The organism is Sphingomonas sp. Leaf10 (genome assembly GCF_001421245.1).
GTDB lineage: Bacteria > Pseudomonadota > Alphaproteobacteria > Sphingomonadales > Sphingomonadaceae > Sphingomonas.
On record NZ_LMKE01000013.1, the window covers coordinates 103,199 to 120,664 of the forward strand.

Annotated in this window: 15 protein-coding genes; 9 read left to right on the forward strand and 6 right to left on the reverse strand. The window is 65.5% G+C overall.

Annotated elements, in window-relative coordinates; translation table 11 throughout:
• Positions 1–3: 3 nt before the first annotated feature.
• Both ASE59_RS11135 and ASE59_RS11140 read left to right on the forward strand, forming a co-directional pair.
• Positions 4–912 carry a hemolysin family protein gene (locus ASE59_RS11135; RefSeq protein ID WP_056456065.1) on the forward strand — a complete coding sequence of 303 codons (909 nt, stop codon included), beginning with the start codon at positions 4–6 and terminating at the stop codon, positions 910–912.
• 274 nt (positions 913–1,186) lie between these two features.
• Positions 1,187–2,527, forward strand: coding sequence for a PQQ-dependent sugar dehydrogenase (locus ASE59_RS11140; protein ID WP_056456067.1), 1,341 nt, complete (start codon positions 1,187–1,189; stop codon positions 2,525–2,527).
• Between the two features lie 45 nt (positions 2,528–2,572).
• Here ASE59_RS11140 and ASE59_RS11145 read toward each other — a convergent pair whose 3' ends face one another.
• Together ASE59_RS11145 and ASE59_RS11150 are read right to left on the reverse strand one after the other, a co-directional pair.
• Complete coding sequence (locus ASE59_RS11145; RefSeq protein WP_056456069.1) at positions 2,573–2,875, reverse strand: polyhydroxyalkanoic acid system family protein; 303 nt, start codon at positions 2,873–2,875, stop codon at positions 2,573–2,575.
• A gap of 25 nt (positions 2,876–2,900) precedes the next feature.
• Positions 2,901–3,233, reverse strand: a complete 333-nt coding sequence (locus ASE59_RS11150) for an SMR family transporter (RefSeq protein ID WP_056456071.1) — start codon at positions 3,231–3,233, stop codon at positions 2,901–2,903.
• A 122-nt stretch (positions 3,234–3,355) separates the two neighbouring features.
• Between ASE59_RS11150 and lnt the strand changes: the two genes are divergently transcribed.
• The 4 genes from lnt to ASE59_RS11165 all read left to right on the forward strand — a co-directional run bounded on the left by lnt (position 3,356) and on the right by ASE59_RS11165 (position 8,384).
• Positions 3,356–4,879, forward strand: coding sequence for an apolipoprotein N-acyltransferase (gene lnt / locus ASE59_RS11155; RefSeq protein ID WP_056456073.1), 1,524 nt, complete (start codon positions 3,356–3,358; stop codon positions 4,877–4,879).
• A gap of 75 nt (positions 4,880–4,954) precedes the next feature.
• Positions 4,955–6,166 carry a methionine adenosyltransferase gene (gene metK, locus ASE59_RS11160; RefSeq protein ID WP_056456076.1) on the forward strand — a complete coding sequence of 404 codons (1,212 nt, stop codon included), beginning with the start codon at positions 4,955–4,957 and terminating at the stop codon, positions 6,164–6,166.
• 377 nt (positions 6,167–6,543) lie between these two features.
• A complete protein-coding gene (locus ASE59_RS19200; protein WP_082458279.1) occupies positions 6,544–7,110 on the forward strand; it encodes a Tar ligand binding domain-containing protein in 567 nt (188 codons plus the stop codon).
• A gap of 11 nt (positions 7,111–7,121) precedes the next feature.
• Entirely contained in the window at positions 7,122–8,384 is a 1,263-nt protein-coding gene (locus ASE59_RS11165; protein ID WP_082458281.1) for a methyl-accepting chemotaxis protein, read from the forward strand.
• Positions 8,385–9,213: 829 nt separating this feature from the next.
• Here the strand turns inward: ASE59_RS11165 and ASE59_RS11170 are convergent.
• The gene (locus ASE59_RS11170) at positions 9,214–9,837 is read right to left on the reverse strand and encodes a phosphatase PAP2 family protein (RefSeq protein ID WP_156360037.1); all 624 of its coding nucleotides are present in this window, start codon (positions 9,835–9,837) and stop codon (positions 9,214–9,216) included.
• 47 nt (positions 9,838–9,884) lie between these two features.
• Between ASE59_RS11170 and trmB the strand changes: the two genes are divergently transcribed.
• Positions 9,885–10,565 carry a tRNA (guanosine(46)-N7)-methyltransferase TrmB gene (gene trmB, locus ASE59_RS11175; protein WP_056456079.1) on the forward strand — a complete coding sequence of 227 codons (681 nt, stop codon included), beginning with the start codon at positions 9,885–9,887 and terminating at the stop codon, positions 10,563–10,565.
• On the opposite strand, the gene pncB is transcribed toward trmB, so the two are convergent.
• Positions 10,562–11,866: a nicotinate phosphoribosyltransferase gene (gene pncB / locus ASE59_RS11180; RefSeq protein WP_056456081.1), complete on the reverse strand. Its 1,305-nt coding sequence runs from the start codon at positions 11,864–11,866 to the stop codon at positions 10,562–10,564. The genes trmB and pncB overlap by 4 nt on opposite strands.
• A gap of 3 nt (positions 11,867–11,869) precedes the next feature.
• Positions 11,870–12,559, reverse strand: a complete 690-nt coding sequence (locus tag ASE59_RS11185; protein ID WP_056456083.1) for an NUDIX hydrolase — start codon at positions 12,557–12,559, stop codon at positions 11,870–11,872.
• Positions 12,560–12,618: 59 nt separating this feature from the next.
• Between ASE59_RS11185 and ASE59_RS11190 the strand changes: the two genes are divergently transcribed.
• Positions 12,619–13,203, forward strand: coding sequence for a cysteine hydrolase family protein (locus ASE59_RS11190; protein ID WP_056456085.1), 585 nt, complete (start codon positions 12,619–12,621; stop codon positions 13,201–13,203).
• 108 nt (positions 13,204–13,311) lie between these two features.
• Positions 13,312–13,935, forward strand: a complete 624-nt coding sequence (locus tag ASE59_RS11195) for a response regulator transcription factor (protein WP_056456087.1) — start codon at positions 13,312–13,314, stop codon at positions 13,933–13,935.
• Between the two features lie 185 nt (positions 13,936–14,120).
• Here ASE59_RS11195 and ASE59_RS11200 read toward each other — a convergent pair whose 3' ends face one another.
• On the reverse strand, positions 14,121–17,390 hold the full coding sequence (locus ASE59_RS11200; RefSeq protein ID WP_156360038.1) for a PAS domain-containing protein: 3,270 nt from the start codon (positions 17,388–17,390) through the stop codon (positions 14,121–14,123).
• Between the last annotated feature and the right edge of the window lie 76 nt (positions 17,391–17,466).

A 17,466-nucleotide genomic window follows, 5' to 3' on the forward strand; every position in this document is an offset into this window, starting at 1 on the left:
ATCATGGCCGACGTTTCGACCAGCACCACGCCCGGCGACAGTAGCAGCTCCGAAGGGGGCATATGGCGGGGGCTGCGCTCGCTGATCTTCGGGGAGGACGCGAGCGAAACGCTGCGCGAACGGATCGAGGAAGTGATCGCAGCGCATGAGGACGAGAACGACGCGCCGGTCGCGGGCGATCTCTCACCGATCGAACGCAAGATGTTGCGCAACATCCTGCATTTTGGGGAACGCGATGCGGGCGACATGGGCGTGCCGCGCGCCGATATCGTCGCGCTGGAGGAAAACACCCCCTTCGTCGATGTGGTGAAGCTGTTCGCCGAAGCGGGGCACAGCCGCCTGCCGGTCTATCGCGAGAAACTCGATACGATCGTCGGCATGGTCCATGTGAAGGACGTGTTCGCGATCCTGGCGAAGGGTGAGGACCATCCGCCGACCGCGATCGGCCTGTTGCGCCAGCCGCTCTATGTCCCGCAATCGATGGGCACGCTCGACCTGCTCGCGCAGATGCAGGCCAGCCGTACCCACCTCGCCATCGTGCTCGACGAATATTCGGGCACCGACGGCCTCATCACCATCGAGGATCTGGTCGAGGAGATCGTCGGCGAGATCGAGGACGAACATGACGAGGCACCGACCGACCTGTTCGTGCCGCTGGAAGGCGGCGCATGGGAAGCCGATGCACGTGCCGAACTGGAGGATGCCGCCGAACTGATCGACCCGCGACTGGGGGAGGTCGAGGAGGACGTCGAGACACTTGGCGGCCTTGCCTTCGTCCTTGCCGGACAGGTGCCGAAACAGGGTGCCTGTCTCGACCATCCCTCGGGCTGGCGCATCGAAATCATCGCCGCCGACACCCGTCGGGTCCTGCGCCTGCGCCTCCACCCGCCCCACCCGCAAATCGAGGAATGAAATCCGCCCCGCCGGGAAGGGGGACGGGTCATTGGCTGGTGGAAGGGAACAGCCGCACACGCAACGACAACCAAAATCGATTACCGACTATGATTCAATCGATTTTACAAAGCAACGCAACCTCGCTATCAAATCGTAACCGGGTCCGTTCGTAAGTCCCCCTTCGAACCGATCCGACGGGCCGCCGGCACTCTCCCTTGTGACCGGCGGCCCTCTTTTGCCGCGATGCCGGCACCCCCTTCCCCCGCCGCCTGCGCCGCCCTATTCAACGGGGATGCGCAAACACGTCATTCGCTTCGGCCTCGTCCTGCTGGTCCTGATCGCCGGGCTGGCCTTCTACCTCACGCGGCCCGACCGGGCACAGTTGAGCGAGAATGCGGTGACCGGGCGTACGCCGCGACTGACCCAGGTCCGCGACCAATGGTTCCCGACCGTCCGCGTTGCCGACCCGATCGGTTGGCGGGACGGGCAGGCCCCGACCGCTCCTGCCGGGTTGCAGGTGCAGCCCTTCGCCAAGGGCCTCGACCATCCGCGCTGGCTCTACCGCCTCGCCAATGGCGACGTGCTGGTGGCCGAAAGCAACAGCCCCCCGCGTGAGGGCGGTGGCGTTACCGGCTGGTTCATGCGGCTGTTCATGAAACGCGCCGGTGCCGGCACCCCGTCGGCCAACCGCATCACCCTGCTGCGCGATGCCGATGGCGACGGCGTGGCGGAGGCGCGTTCGGTATTCCTGACCGGACTGAACTCGCCATCGGGCATGGTGGTGGTCGGTGACGCGCTCTATGTCGCCAATACCGATGCGCTGGTCCGCTATCCCTTCCGCACCGGCCAGACGCGCATCACGGCCGCCCCCGAAAAGATCGTCGACCTGCCGGGCGGCGGCAATCACTGGGCGCGCAACGTCGTCGCCGATCCCGATGGCAGGTCGCTGTACGTCAGCGTCGGCTCGGCCTCGAACATCGCCGAGAACGGGTTGGAGATTGAGAAGAACCGCGCCGCGATCTGGCAGGTCGATCCGGCGAAGAAGACGTTCCGCATCTATGCCACCGGCCTGCGCAACGCCAACGGCATGGCGTTCGAACCGCGCAGCAAGGATTTGTGGACCGTCGTCAACGAACGCGACATGCTCGGCTCCGACATGCCGCCCGACTATCTGACCAAGGTGGAATTCGGCGGCAACTATGGGTGGCCATGGCATTATTGGGGCGGCTATATCGACGACCGCGTCCAGCCGCAGCGCCCCGACCTGCGCCAATATGTCGCCCGCCCCGATTATGCGCTCGGCGCGCATGTCGCCCCACTCGGCCTCGCCTTCACCGCCGACATGCGGCTGGGCGAACGCTTCGGCAACGGCGCGGTGATCGGGCTGCACGGGTCGTGGAACCGGGTGCCGCCCTCGGGCTACAAGGTCGTGTACGTGCCGTTCGCCGCCAACGGCTTCCCCGCCGCCAATGCCAAGCCGGTCGACCTCCTGACCGGCTTTCTTACCACCGATGGCAAGCAGGTCCATGGTCGCCCGGTCGCCGTGATCGCCGACCGGACCGGCGCGCTGCTGGTCGCCGACGATGTCGGCAATACCATCTGGTGGGTCAGCCAGCCGCTCGCGGCGCGATAGGCACCACGTGTCATTCTGGCGAAAGCCGGAATGACCAACGTGGGTCTATTTCAACAACGCCGGCCCGTCGCGACCCAGCTTCTCCTTGATCTTGTTCGCGAACATCGCGAGCATCGGCGGCAGGTCGAGCACCGCATGCACATGCGCGTCATGCATTTCGCAGCGCGCCTGCACCGTCTGTCCCATGCCGCTGACCGTGAAATGCAGCGTGTCGCCGTCCCAGCGTTTGTCGTGCAGCGTGCCGCCCGGGATCATGCCGGCCAGCTTGTCGATCCCGCTGTCGATCCGCTGCCGCACGCCCGCGCGGCCTAGCTGATGGGGAATGTCGACGGTCACCGGTTGGTTCATTTGGAAAACTCCTTCGCGCGCCGATCTAGTGCGCGACGCTGTCCGAAAACAGGTTCATCACGATCACGCCGGCGATGATCAGCACCATGCCGACCATCGCCGGCACATCCAGCCGCTGCCCCTGCCAGACCCAGGCGATGCCCGCGACCAGCACGATCCCGACCCCCGACCAGATCGCATAGGCGATGCCGGTCGGCACGCTCTCCAGCGTCCGCGACAGGCAGTAGAACGCGACCGCATAGCCCGCCACCGTCACGATCGACGGCACGAAGCGCGTAAACCCCGCGGTCGCACGCATCGTCGACGTGGCGATCACTTCGGCGACGATCGCGATGGCGAGCCAGAGATACGGGTTCATAAGCTGGAGATAGGGCGGCAAGGGTCGCGATGAAAGCGCGACCTCGCTCCCCTCCCTTGCCAGGGAGGGGAGTTCGCGCACCGACCCACACCCCCCTTGCACCCACCCGCCACAAGCCGGATATGCGCCGCGTGCCTGCTCTTCTCGCCCTGCTCGCCGGCCTGACCTCGGCCCTCGGCTTCGCCCCGCTGCAATGGTGGCCGGTCACGCTGACCGCGTTCGCGCTGTGGCTGTGGCTGGTCCACCGCGCGCCGACGCTGAAGGCCGCGCTGTGGCGGTCATGGCTGTTCGGCGTCGCCCATTTCACGATCGGCAACAACTGGATCCAGCACGCCTTCGACTTTCAGGACCGGATGCCGCCCGCGCTCGGCTATGTCGCGGTCGTCGGCTTGGCGCTCTACCTCGCCATCTATCCGATGCTGGCGGGCGGCATCGCGTGGAAGCTGGGCCGACGCGGCGACCGCCCCGACTTGAACTTCGTCCTGATCGCCGGCGCCGCATGGATCGCGACCGAATATCTCCGCGCGATCGTCTTCACCGGCTATGCGTGGAACCCGATCGGGGTGATCTGGGTGCCCACCCCGTTGCGCGCGCTCGCCGCCTATACCGGCACCTATGCGCTGTCCGGCCTGACCGTCGTCGCCAGCGCGCTGCTGCTCCTGCCCCGCCCGAAGGTCCGCGCCGGCGTCATCGTCGCCCTCGCCCTGCTGATGCTGGTCCCCGGCCAAACGGCCCCGACGCCGCCCGCAACCGCCACCACCCCCCGCGTCCGCGTCATCCAGCCGAACTTCCCGCAAGAGGTCGTCCGCAGCGAAGGCTATGACCAGCGCCTGCTCGACAAGCAGATCGAGCTGTCCAGCGCCCCCGGCCGCGCCCCGCGCCTGATCGTCTGGCCCGAAGGCACCGTCAATTTCTACCTCGAGGACGGTTATCCGTTCGAATGGTATCAGCAGTCGCCCGCCCTTCTGCGCGCCCGCATCGCCAGCACCCTCGGCCCCGGCGACGCGGCGCTCGTCGGCGGCACCGCGCTGTTCTTCGGCGCCAACGGGCAGGTCAGCGACGCCGGCAATTCGGTGTTCGCCATCACCCCGGACACCCGCATTGTCGGCCGCTATGACAAGGCGCATCTGGTGCCGGGCGGCGAGTACCTCCCGATGCGCTCGATCCTCCAGCCGCTCGGCCTGTCGCGCCTCGTGATGGGCGATATCGATTTCCGCCCCGGCCCCGGCCCGGCGACGCTGACCCTGCCCGGCTTCGGCCCGATCGGCATGCAGATCTGTTACGAGATCATCTTCTCGGGGCAGGTCGTCGACCGCGCGCACCGCCCGGCGCTGCTGTTCAATCCCTCGAACGACGCATGGTTCGGCCGCTGGGGTCCGCCGCAGCATCTGGCGCAGGCCCGCCTGCGCGCTGCCGAAGAAGGTCTGCCAATCCTCCGCTCGACCCCGACCGGCATTTCGGCGGTGATCGACGCCACCGGCGGCCTCGTCGCGTCGATCCCGATGGGGCAAGCCGGCGCGATCGAGGTGCCGATCCCCGCCCCCCGCGCCCCCACCCTGTTCGCGCGCGTCGGCAACTGGATGGCGCTGCTGGCGATAGTTTTGCTGTGTGGCGTCGCGATTGCCATCCGCCGCCGCACGCGCTAGGGCGGTCATATAAGGAAAGCTTTATATGCGGCATGGCAACGGCCGCGTGCTTTCCCTCTAGCCTAGAGGAAGTCCATGCGTTCCAATTATCTCTTCACCTCGGAATCGGTTTCCGAAGGCCATCCCGACAAGGTCGCGGACCAGATTTCCGACTCGATCGTCGACCTGTTCCTGTCGAAAGACCCCGAAGCGCGCATCGCCTGCGAAACGCTGACCACCACCCAGCTGGTCGTGCTCGCCGGTGAAATCCGCTGCAAGGGCGTGTTCGAAAACGGCGCATGGGCCGACGGCGCGCAGGCCGAGATCGAGCGCACCGTGCGCGAAACCGTGAAGAAGATCGGCTATGAACAGTCGGGCTTCCACTGGGAAAGCTTCCGCTTCGAAAACAACCTGCATGCGCAGTCGGCGCATATCGCGCAGGGCGTCGACGCGTCGGGCAACAAGGACGAAGGTGCCGGCGATCAGGGCATCATGTTCGGTTTCGCCTGCGACGAAACGCCCGACCTGATGCCGGCGACGCTCGACTACAGCCACAAGATCCTCGCGAAGATGGCCGCCGACCGCCATTCGGGCGCCGCGCCGTTCCTCGAACCCGATGCCAAGAGCCAGGTCACGCTGCGCTTCGAAAACGGCAAGCCGGTCGCCGCGACCGCGATCGTCGTCTCGACCCAGCATGCGCCGGGCTATGACAATGGCGACAAGGAAGCCGAGCTTCACAATTATGTGAAGTCGGTCGTCGCCGACGTGCTTCCGACCGAACTGCTGTCGGATGCCACCGAATATCACATCAACCCGACCGGCAGCTTCGAAATCGGCGGCCCGGACGGCGACGCCGGCCTGACCGGTCGCAAGATCATCGTCGACACCTATGGCGGCGCGGCCCCGCACGGCGGCGGCGCGTTCAGCGGCAAGGATCCGACCAAGGTCGATCGTTCGGCAGCGTACATCACCCGCTATCTGGCGAAGAACATCGTCGCCGCCGGCCTTGCCAAGCGCTGCACGATCCAGCTCGCCTATGCGATCGGCGTGTCGAAGCCGCTGTCGCTCTATGTCGACACCCACGGCACCGGCACCGTCGGCGACGACGCGATCGAGAATGCGATCGCCGGCATCGCTAAGTTGGGCGGCCTGACCCCGCGCGGCATCCGCACGCATCTGGGCCTCAACAAGCCGATCTACCAACCGACCGCCGCCTATGGCCATTTCGGTCGCAAGCCCGAGGGCGATCTGTTCCCGTGGGAAAAGACCGACCTGGTCGACGATCTGAAGGCCGCCCTGGCAGCCTGATCTCCCGTCTGTACGAAGACGTTCAAAGGGGAGGTTCGCCGGAATGGCGGGCCTCCCCTTTTCCTTGTCTGCCGTTCAGCGCACGACACGATACGGAAAGGTAGCCGACGACGGCCATTGCGGGGGCCGTTAGACCGAAGCTATTGCACGGATTGACTATTAACAATCGCAGCCCGCTCCCGGAGCAAGCAGTAAAACAGATTTACGATCCTTCCGTAACGTCATCACGCAAAACAGCCAATCAACAGTCGAATCAAGCCGATAAAATCTAAATACGTGCACAAATACAGAATGCTTGCAAACGACATCGCATACAGCCTCTGACCTTAGGGATATCATTAATCATTCGGCACGATACGGATCGCCGGGAGATTGAAATGACTATCCGCGCTAAACTTTTTGCCTGCATATCTGCCTTGGCGCTTGCTATCGTCACGCTGGCCGGCGTTTCGTTCTGGAGCATGAGCACCAGCAAGGCCGCACTCGACACGATCCTGCAGGATCGGGTGTTGCCGATGCGCGATCTGAAGGTCGTGGCGGACAAATATGCGGTCGACATCGTCGATGCCTCGCACAAGGCGCGCAACGGCAACTTCACCTTCGCGCAGTCGGCGAAGAAGGTACGCGAGGGTTCCGCGCTGCTGCACGATCGCTGGAAAGCCTATCGCGTCAACCAGATCGACGGCGAGGAAGCTGCCCTGACGAAAGACGCCGAGGCGCGCATGCGCATCGCCGACGAACGCGTAGCCGAACTTCAATCGATCCTCGATCGCGGTGATCGCGCCGCCCTCGATGCCTTCGTTCTCGGCAAGCTCTATGCGAGCATCGAGCCGGTTTCCGATACGATCGGGCAGCTGGTCGACCTTCAGCTCAAGATCGCCGCGCAGACGGGCAGCGACGCGACCACCACCGCGCAAACGAGCCGGAATGCCATCCTTGCCTGATCGCCATCGCCATGGTCATAATTGCGGTGTCGTTCATCATCATCGCGTCGAAGATCGTGGCGCCGATCCGACGGCTCGCCAACGCATTGCCGGCGTTGGTAACGCAGGGCGGCTCCGTCGAAATGCCCCATCTCGAACAGCGGGACGAAGTCGGCGAGATCGCGCGGGCAGTCGACAGCTTCCGCCGCGCCGTGGTGAACGCGGAGCAGGAAAAGACGCTGGCGGTGGCGGAGGTTACGAACGCGTTGGCCTCCGGCCTGGCATCGCTGGCGCAGGGCGACCTGACCTGCCGCATCGACGGCGCATTCCCCGCCGAATATGCGAAGGTCCAGTCGGACTTCAACAACGCCGCCATCGCTTTGCGGGGCACCTTGTCCCAGGTCATCGACGCGGCGGCCGGCATCAACAACGGCGCCAGCGACATTCGTCAGGCGTCCGACGATCTGTCCCAGCGCACGGAACAGCAGGCGGCATCGCTGGAAGAGACGGCGGCCGCCATGGACGAGATCACCTCCACCGTCCGCACCACCGCCGAACGCGCCGGCCGCGCCGATGCGGCCGCGCGCAACGCCCTCGACGAAGCCGCGCAGTCGGGCGGCATCGTGCGCGGTGCGGTAGATGCGATGGGCGGTATCGAGCGGACGTCGAATGAAATATCCGAGATTATCTCGGTCATCGACGGCATCGCCTTCCAGACCAACCTCCTCGCCCTGAACGCGGGGGTCGAGGCGGCGCGGGCCGGCGATGCGGGCAAGGGCTTTGCCGTCGTGGCGTCCGAAGTGCGCGCGCTGGCGCAACGCTCGGCGGAGGCCGCCAAGGACGTCAAGACCCGGATCACCGCCTCGTCGACGCAGGTCGCCGCGGGCGTGCAACTCGTCGGGCAAACCGGTCAGGCACTCGATCGGATCATCGGCAAGATCGGCGAGGTCAACGGCCTCGTCTCCGACATCGCGGCTTCTGCCGAACGGCAGGCGACCGGCCTTCTCCAGATCAACTCCGCCGTCGCGGAAATGGACGGCGTGACGCAGCAGAATGCCGCGATGGTGGAGCAGGCGACCGCCGCCGCGCGGACCCTCGCTGCCGAGGCCGACCGGATGAGCCGCCAGATCGCCGGCTTCAACGTGGGCAACGGATCTGCCGCGCCGACCTCTCCGGTGCATCAGTTGCAACAGCGCGCCGCGGCGGCCGGCCACCGCATCGTCCGGGCAATGCCCTCGCGCACGGCCGGGAACGCCACATCGGCCGTGCCCGACAGTGACTGGTCCGGGTTCTGACGCCAAGGCGTAGCGGCATGACCGTTCGTCCACTGTGCGTCGTAACCGGCGATAGGCCGGGCGGACCAAGCCGCACACGACGCTAAAATACCACCTTCTCGACGCCGCTACCAAACTGGGCCGGATCGATATTCAGTTCCCTGGAAGCGGAACGACTGCTCTATCTGCTATCGTCACTCCCGCGCAGGCGGGGATCCATACGCGCCAGCGTCGCGAATCCGGTTGAAACGTCGGCGGTTATGGATTCCCGCCTGCGCGGGAATGACGAGAATTCGCGATCGCCGCTGAATGTCGATCGGCTCCAGCATCGCAGTTGCGCTTTTGATCGGACATGGAGCCTCTCTCGCAGCGGCTGGGCGTGTCGTCAGCATAACCGATCGCCGTCTGCGCCACGCCCGCTCGCCTTTGCCGAAAAGGCGAAGGTGACGGCTCCCGTCAGCAACCCGCCGTGTCAAAGAGAAGTATGTGCGGCGACCGCCAGATCACGCTCGGTGCCGGTACGATGCCCAAACGCTGAGGTGCACGGCTTTCCTACCGCCTGCCGGAAATGGTAATTCGACCATTCCTGTCGTGCCGCACGATCGCTGCACGGTGGGAGCGCTACGAACCCTCAGGCAACAGTGCGCGAAGGTGACGGGCGTGACACGCTGACACAGGGGCGACCAACCCATTGCGTCGGTGCGCTTTTTGAACCGTCCGATCCCGCCAGCCTTCCGCAAGACGACATCCGCCCGCAAAACGTGTAAACGTCGAACAATTACTAACCGACTAACCCTATGATTTAGAACGCGAACAACGCTCCACAGAACCATGATTCGCACAAGTTTCGTCAACTTCCGCGCGGTTCCGGCAACACCCGTGCCACCATCGCTTCCGCCACCCATCCGATGACCGCGCCGACCGCGACGTCGATCGGGAAATGCGTCCCCCGTGGTACCTGGATCACCGCGACCGCCGCCGCCCCGGCATAGGCTGGTCCGGCCGCCTCGGGATATTCGCGCGCCACCGCCCGCGCCACCGCCAGCGCGCCTGCGGTATGCCCCGATGGAAAGGAATTCTGCGGCCCCTCGTCGGTATCACCGGGTTTGGGCCGGTGATCCTCACGGTCGCTGAACAGATGCGGGCGCGCCCGGTCGACATTGGCCTTTATCACCGACTTGGCCAGCGTCGCCAGCCCGTGCGCGGCCAGCATCCTGACCCCGGTCCGGGTCAACCGGGCATCGCCGCGCCACAGCCCGGCCGCAATCGTCGTCAGGTTGATCGCGACCGTCGGCGGCTGGTCGGCCACCTCGCTCAGCCACCCGGCGACCTTGACTACCGGATGGTCGTGCAGTTCGCGGGCAAGCCCCCGCCCCGCATCAATATCGGCATCGACCAGCCGCTTCGCCCGCTGTTTCGCCTGATGCTTGGCCTTGCGCTTCTTGCCCATGGCATCCGAACCCCCGGCGACCACGGAAGCTCCCTTGTCGGATCACCACCCCGCCGGGTAGGAGCGCGGCGATGAACGATCCCACTACCATCCGTCGCCTCTATGGCCGTCGACAGGGCCACAAGCTGCGCCAGGGCCAGGCCGCGCTGGTCGAGGAACTGCTGCCCCGCGTATCGGTCCCCGAAACCGGCCCGCTCGATTCGCAGGTCCTGTTCGGTGCCGACCGCCCGGTAGAGGTCGAGATCGGCTTCGGCGCGGGCGAGCATCTGGCCGGGCAGGCGACCGCGCGGCCGCACCACGGCTTCATCGGCTGCGAACCGTTCCTGAACGGCGTCGTCGGCGCGCTCAACCACATCCGTGACGGCGAATTGTCCAATGTTCGCCTGCACATGGGCGACGCGCTGGAGGTGATCGAACGCTTCCCCGCCTCCTCGCTGGAGCGTGTCTACCTGCTCCACCCCGATCCCTGGCCCAAGGCGCGCCATGCCAAGCGGCGCATGATGAACCACGGCCCGATGGACCTGATCGCCGCCAAGCTGCGTCCCGGTGGCGAGTTCCGGCTCGGGACCGACGATCCGACCTACTGCCGTTGGGCGATGATGGTCATGGACCAGCGCCGCGACTTCGCGTGGCAGGCAGAGACCGCCGCCGACTTCCTGACCCGCCCCGCCGACTGGCCCGAGACCCGCTACGAACGCAAGGCACGGCGGCAGGGCCATGAAGTCTGGTATTTCCGGTACGTCCGTCTCTAGACCGCAACCGGGATCGCGACCCGGCCGGTATCGCCGAAGATACGCAGATAGCGGGCGATATCGGCCGGGTCGCCGGTCGCCTTGGCCGGATTGTCGGACAGCTTGACCGCCGGGCGGCCATTGGCGCTGACGACCTTGCACACCAGCGAAATCGGCTCCAGCGCCTCGCCGCCCAGCGGATCACAGCCGCGGAAGTCGTTGGTCAGGTTGGTGCCCCAGCCGAAACTCATGCGGACCCGGCCATGGAAATGGTGATAGGTCGCCATGATGCTGTCCACGTCCATGCCATCGGAAAAGATCAGCAGTTTCGAACGTGGATCGACGCCACGCTCCCGCCACCAGCGCAGGATCTGCTCGCCACCCTCAATCGGCGGCATGCTGTCGGGGCGGAAGCCGGTCCAGTCGGCCAGCCAGTCGGGCGCATCGCGCAGGAACGCCGTGGTGCCATAGGCATCGGGCAAGGCGATCAGCAGGTTACCGCCATAATGCCGTCGCCATTCCGCCAGCACCCGGTACGGCGCGGCGGCGATCCCCGCATCGTCCTCGGCCAGCGCCGCCTCGACCATCGGCAGTTCATGCGCGTTGGTCCCGATCGCCTCGACCCCCGCCTGCATTGCCAGCAGGACGTTCGAGGTGCCGACGAACCGATCGCCTAGCCCCTCCTGCAACGCCTCGACACACCAGCGCTGCCACAGGAAGCCGTGCCGCCGCCTCGTGCCGAAGTCGGACAGGACCAGATCAGGCAGCGCACGCAGCCGTTCGACCTTGTCCCACAGTCGTGCCTTCGCGCGGGCATAGGTGACGTCCAGCGCGAACCGCCCATGCTCGCGCAACGCCGCCCGCGCCCGCAACTCGTTGACGATGGTCAGCGCCGGGATTTCCCATAGCGAGGTTTCTGGCCAGGGGCCGTCGAAATGTAGTTCATATTGTCCGTCGCGCACCGACAGGTCGTAGTCGGGCAGGCGAAACCGGCTCAGCCAGTCGATGAAATCGGGCGAGAACATGCGTTGCACGCCGTAGAAACTGTTGCCCGCCAGCCAGATCAGTTCCTGCTTGCTGAACCGGACCGTCCGCGCATGGTCGAGCTGCGCGCGCAATTCAGCCTCGTCGATCACCTCGGCCAGCCGGACCGACTTGCTGCGGTTGATGACGGCAAAGGTCGCGCGGACGTCCGGATGCACGTCGCGGATCATCTGCACCATCAGCAGCTTGTAGAAATCGGTGTCGAGTAGGCTGCGCACCACCGGGTCCAGCCGCCAGCCATGGTTCCACACGCGGGTCGCGATATCGGTCACCACCATCGATCAGCCTTTCGGAACATGGACATAGAGTTCGGCGGGGCGAAATGCGCGCACTGCCTCGAACACCCCGGTCGCCTGCAGGATGCCGCGATCGAGCATCCGTCGGCGAAACGCCGGCTTGTTGAGTGGACGGCCCAGCACCGCTTCGTGCACCGTCTGCAACTCGCGCAGAGTGAATTGCGCCGCGACCAGCGCAAAGGCATCGTCATCGATCGTTCGGCGCAGCCTGGTGAGCGTCATCGCGACAATGGCCGCATGGTCGAACGCGAGCGAGAGGCGCTGCCCGTTCGCCGAAACCGACCCGTCGGCATCGATCGTCGCCAGGCATCGATCGGCATGGACGGGGACTGCGGCCAGCGCCGCCGGGGCCAGCAGCGCGCGGTACGCGATGGAAATGATCCGCATCCTCGGATCGCGCTCCACTGCCCCAAAGGCGTGAACCTGATCGACCGTGACGTCATTCAAGCCGGCCTTCTGCTTCAGAACGCGCGATGCGGCCGCTTCGAGCGGTTCGGGAATGGCGACGAAGCCGCCGGGCAAGGCCCAGTAACCGGGAAAAGGTAACTGGGTACGACGCGTCAGGAGGACCGCCAGCTTCCCATCGGACATACCCATCGCGACGCAATCGACGGTAACCGACGGCCGGTCATATGCGGCGGGATCATAGTCATCAGGAACCGGCGATTCTTCCATACGCTTTACATATATGCTCTTGGAACATATGCAATTGGCCGTTCTCGGGAGTTCTGGAATTGGCCGACATCATCGTCGTGGTGGACACGCAAGCAGACTTCATCCTGGCCGATGGTGCATTGCCGGTCGCCGGAGCGGCGGAGATCGTCGAACCGCTGGCCGAATGGCTGAACGCGCGTACCGCCAACGATACCGCCGGGATCGTCTTCACGTTCGACACCCATTTCGCCGATACCTATCCCGCGAGCGCCGAGGCCGAGTTGTTCCAGATCCATTGCGTCAAGGGAACCGCCGGCTGGCGTAACCTGATCGATCCCCTTGCCATGCCCCTTCCGATCCCGTGCCGCACGCTTGAGAAAGGGGTGTTCGACATGTGGGCGGAGGACGGACTGGTTCTGAAAGACCCGCGCGGGATCGCCCCGCCAATGGATCGCGATACCTTTTTCGCCAATCTGCGCGAAAACGGGGTCGACCGCGCGGTCGTGGTCGGGGTCGCCGCCGATTACTGCGTCCGCTGGGCGGTCGACGGACTGTTGACGCGCGGCTTCGCGGTGGCCATTCCGGCAGGTCTCACGCGCGGGATCGCGCGGCCGATCGAACAGGTCGTTGCGGACGATTTCGGGGGACGGGTCGACATGCTGTAATTGCGCAATCCCAATTCGAGTATGTTCAACCACTTGGTAACGCGTCATGGCGCATGATATACCAAATGGGCCCCATCATCGAACGACGGTGGGAACAAGGGTTGATTGATGACGCATATTCTTGTCGCTGATGACCATCCGATGTGCGCGACCGCGCTCGGCATGGCAGCGCACGCCGTCGATCCAACGGTGACCCTGGATTGCGTGACGACCCTCGCCGAAGCCGAAAGTCTTGTTCGGCAACAGCCATATGATCTGATCCTGCTCGACCTGATGCTGCCCGATGTGCAGGGTTTCGCCGGCTTGGCGCTGTTGCGCGCGGTTCGACCGTCGGCAACGATCGCGATCGTTTCGGGTCGCGAAGAACCGGCGGTGGTGACACAGGCCCGGGCGCTGGGCGCGCAGGGTTTCATTCCGAAATCATCCTCGATCGATGAAATGATCGACGCGATCCGCAGCCTGCTCGCCGGCAAGTCGTGGGTGCCGGCCGGATCGGAAGACGTGCCACAGGCCGATCCGCGCATCGACCTGGCCGAACGCATGGGCACGCTGTCGATCGCACAACTGCGGGTGCTGCGCGCCATCGCCAACGGGCATCAGAACAAGCAGATCGCCTATGACCTGCAACTGGCCGAACCGACCGTGAAGTCGCACCTGTCGGCGATCTTCCGCAAACTGGGCGTCAACAACCGGACGCAGGCGGTGTTGGCGCTACAGGCATTCGACGCATAGTTCCGATCGACATTTAGCGACGATCGCGAATGTTCGTCATCCCCGCGCAGGCGGGAATCCATAACCGCTGACGTTTCGGCTGGATTCGCAACGTTGGCGCATATGGACTCCCGCCTTCGCGGGAGTGACGATGGCAGATAGAGCAGTCCTCTCGCGTCCAGATCGGCCCTAGTTCCCGCTAGCCATCACGCCGGTTCGGCCATCGCCCGTTGCGCCGCGTCGATTACCGCCGTGGCGCAACGTTCGATCTCGTCCAATGCCGCCGGATCGATCGGCACCTCGTCCGGCGCGTCCTCGATCACCTGCAAGGCCGCGATAAGTTCGATCGCCCCCATGCTGGCCGCCGCACCGCGCAGCGCATGGGCTTCGCGTCGCGCAAGATTGAGACGGTCGTGCGCGATCAGCGTGCGCAACCGGGCCGGTATCCGCACCGCATCGTCGATCAGCAACGACAGCAAGGTGTCGCGCTGCGCTGAGCCAAGCGCATCGGTCAGCGACCGGACACGGAGGGGATCGATGGCACCCGCCCCCGCCCCCGGTTTCGGAATCGACGGGCGTTCAGCAGGGATCGCCGTCTTGTCGAGCACGGCACGCAGCTGGGCAACGTCGACCGGCTTGGTCAGGACGCCGTTCATTCCGGCATCCAGGACTTCGGCACGGCGTTCGGCGGATAGATCGGCGGTCAGCGCGTAGATGGGCACCCGCGCGCCCGCGCCGCTCCACACCCGGATCGCGCGGGTCGCGGCGATGCCATCCATCACCGGCATCTGCACGTCCATCAGCACCATATCGACCGGGTTGCCCGCCGCCGCCGTGACATATTCGACCGCGCGCGCGCCATTTTCGACCGTGACGACCGCATGTCCCAGCCGCCGCACGATCTCGGCGATCAGATAGCGGTTGGTATCGTTATCCTCGGCGACGAGGACGCTGGAGGCGCCCTCCCGTTCGCCGGACAGGTCCGCATTCAATCCCGGCACGGAAACCTCCGCCGCCAGCCCTGCGCCTCCAGCGACCGGCAGCGGCAAGTGGAACCAGAAGCGCGATCCAGTGCCGGGGCGGCTGACGACGCCGATATTGCCGCCCATCGATTCGACCAGCATCCGGCTGATGCTGAGGCCAAGCCCGGTGCCGCCATAGCTGCGCGTGGTCGAGGCATCGGCCTGTACGAACGGTTCGAAGATCGCGTCCAGCCGGTCGTCGCGGATGCCGACCCCGGTATCGGTGACCTCGAACCGCCAGCAGTCGCCCACATCGCGCGTCGCGGCGATGTGGATCGATCCGGCGCGGGTGAATTTGACCGCGTTGCCGACCAGATTGGTCAACACCCGTTGCAACCGCGCCGGGTCGCCGATCACCCGCCCATCGGGCACGTCGAAATCGAGCGAGACGGCGTGGCGCTCCGCTTCGGCGGCGAACATGCCGGTGACCATCGCCAGCAATTCGCGCGGCTCGAACACGATCGCCTCCGGGTCGCTATGTCCCCCTTCGAGTTTGGAGAAGGTCAGCACGTCGTCGACGATATCCGACAGCGTCCGGCCCGCCTGTTCAAGTGAATCGAGGTGCCGCATCCGCTCGCTCCGGTTCGGCGTATCGCGCAGCAACTGTACGGCGGCGAGGATCGAGGTGAGCGGCGTGCGGATCTCGTGGCTGATCGTCGCCGTGAAGATGGCCTTGGCCGCCAGCGCGCGTTCGGCATCCTCGCGGGCGGCACGCAGGTCGCTCATCGCGGCGACCTGTTCGGTGGTATCCTGCAACACGCCGAACAGGCCGACCACCTCCGCCCCCTGCCCCCGTTCCGCCTGACCGCGCGATGCCACCCAGCGGATCGTGCCATCGCGCCGGACCAGCCGCGCATCGAAGGCGAACGACCCGCCCGTTGCGATCGCCCGATCGATCTGGGCACGGACCATCGCCCGGTCTTCGGGATGGTAGAAGTTGATCGACGCCTCCAGCGACGGCTCCTCGCCCTGCGGCAGGCCGTGGATCCGGAAAATCTCGGGCGACCACAGGTTGCGCCGGTCCATCAGGTTCAGTCGCCAATGGCCGAGCCGCGCGGCGCTTTCGGCCATGGCCAGCAACCGCTGCTGCTCCTCCAGCTGGGTGACCGATTCGATCGCCTTGCTCTCGGCGGCACGGCGCTGGCCGATATCGCGGATCGACCCGATCATCTCGCAATTATACCGGCTGTCGCCGATCAGGCGGAATGCTCCCTCCAGCCAGACATAATGGCCGTCGCGATGCTGCATGCGGTAGCGGAAGACGGTGCTCTCGCCACCGGGAACCAGTGCATAGGTCTGTCGTCGCACGCGGTTGCGGTCGTCGGGATGAATCGAAGCATAAGGGGTGCGCCCGATCATCTCCTCGGGCGTATAGCCCAGCAGGCGCATCGACGCCGGCGATGCATAGCGACGAACCCCGTCGCGACCGATCCGCACGATCAGGTCGGTCGAATAGTCGGTCATCATGCGCAGCTGTCGTTCGTTGTCGCGGATCTCGTTCATGGCACGCGACTGCTCGTAGAGCAGCGAGGCGACCGGAAAGCTGGTCAGGGCGACGATGGCGACGAAGAGTTGCAGGAACAGGATCCGGTCGGCGATCGTGTCGAAGGCGCCGACGATCGGTCCGACCCCGTGGAGCGTGGCGACCGTCGCGATGCCGGCGACGATCAGCGTCGATACCGACACGCCGACGAACCGCGAGAAGAGCGCCGCGAACACGCTGCACGGTAGCAACAGGAACAGCGAAGGGTTGCCCCCGGCAAAGAATACCAGCGAGGTTGCGATCGTCGTTACCGCGATCGGCAGAATGAGTTTGGGGGAAAGGGTGTCCAGTTCCTCCGCCAACGCGCGGCGGGTGACCTTGAGCGCCGGCAACAGGACGATCAGACCCATCGCGCTCGATGCGAACCATTGGACCGCATGGTACGGGATGATGCCGCCATGCCATAGCCGGCTGAATGCCATGGCCAACAGCGTGCTGAGGGTGGCACCGAACAACGCCGTGACGATCGTCATGCCGTAGCCGCGCAACAGTCGCGAGTCGGGGTTGATCCGTCGCAACATCCCGGCGACCGTCAGGATGACGGCGATGTCGATAACCGCATAGATCGTGACCGCGACCGGTGGAACGCCGGCGACCAGACCTGCCGTAATCAGGGTGGCGAACGTGACGCCGGAAAGGATCGGCCAACGCCGGGTCGCGTTGCGCGACAAGGTCGCGACCGCGATCGGGGTCGCCGGCCAGATCAGCAGCGCGCCGTGCAGGAGCGGCATGACCGACAGCGCGAGGACCGACACGACGAACAGGATCGCGACATAGCTGAACAAGTCGACATGGCGTCGTTCCGCGACGCGCCGGATACCCGGCCGCGGCCAGCGGACGACGGCTGCCTTCGCCCCCGCGGCTGGCGGGGCCGACGGGTCGGGCGAGCTGGTTGGCGGTGGGCCGGTCATGCGATCATCCGTCCGTTTGCGGAAGATGCGGATTTTGGCCGATCCTTCCCGCCACGGCAATCTCGCGTGCGATCCG

What these genes read in the sequence shown, in the direction of transcription:
- ASE59_RS11135 (WP_056456065.1), top strand. Translation starts at nt 4, where the DNA reads ATGGCCGACGTTTCGACCAGCACCACGCCCGGCGACAGTAGCAGCTCC.
- ASE59_RS11140 (WP_056456067.1), top strand. Translation starts at nt 1,187, where the DNA reads ATGCGCAAACACGTCATTCGCTTCGGCCTCGTCCTGCTGGTCCTGATC.
- ASE59_RS11145 (WP_056456069.1), bottom strand. Translation starts at nt 2,875, where the DNA reads ATGAACCAACCGGTGACCGTCGACATTCCCCATCAGCTAGGCCGCGCG.
- ASE59_RS11150 (WP_056456071.1), bottom strand. Translation starts at nt 3,233, where the DNA reads ATGAACCCGTATCTCTGGCTCGCCATCGCGATCGTCGCCGAAGTGATC.
- lnt (WP_056456073.1), top strand. Translation starts at nt 3,356, where the DNA reads ATGCGCCGCGTGCCTGCTCTTCTCGCCCTGCTCGCCGGCCTGACCTCG.
- metK (WP_056456076.1), top strand. Translation starts at nt 4,955, where the DNA reads ATGCGTTCCAATTATCTCTTCACCTCGGAATCGGTTTCCGAAGGCCAT.
- ASE59_RS19200 (WP_082458279.1), top strand. Translation starts at nt 6,544, where the DNA reads ATGACTATCCGCGCTAAACTTTTTGCCTGCATATCTGCCTTGGCGCTT.
- ASE59_RS11165 (WP_082458281.1), top strand. Translation starts at nt 7,122, where the DNA reads ATGGTCATAATTGCGGTGTCGTTCATCATCATCGCGTCGAAGATCGTG.
- trmB (WP_056456079.1), top strand. Translation starts at nt 9,885, where the DNA reads ATGAACGATCCCACTACCATCCGTCGCCTCTATGGCCGTCGACAGGGC.
- pncB (WP_056456081.1), bottom strand. Translation starts at nt 11,866, where the DNA reads ATGGTGGTGACCGATATCGCGACCCGCGTGTGGAACCATGGCTGGCGG.
- ASE59_RS11185 (WP_056456083.1), bottom strand. Translation starts at nt 12,559, where the DNA reads ATGGAAGAATCGCCGGTTCCTGATGACTATGATCCCGCCGCATATGAC.
- ASE59_RS11195 (WP_056456087.1), top strand. Translation starts at nt 13,312, where the DNA reads ATGACGCATATTCTTGTCGCTGATGACCATCCGATGTGCGCGACCGCG.
- ASE59_RS11200 (WP_156360038.1), bottom strand. Translation starts at nt 17,390, where the DNA reads ATGACCGGCCCACCGCCAACCAGCTCGCCCGACCCGTCGGCCCCGCCA.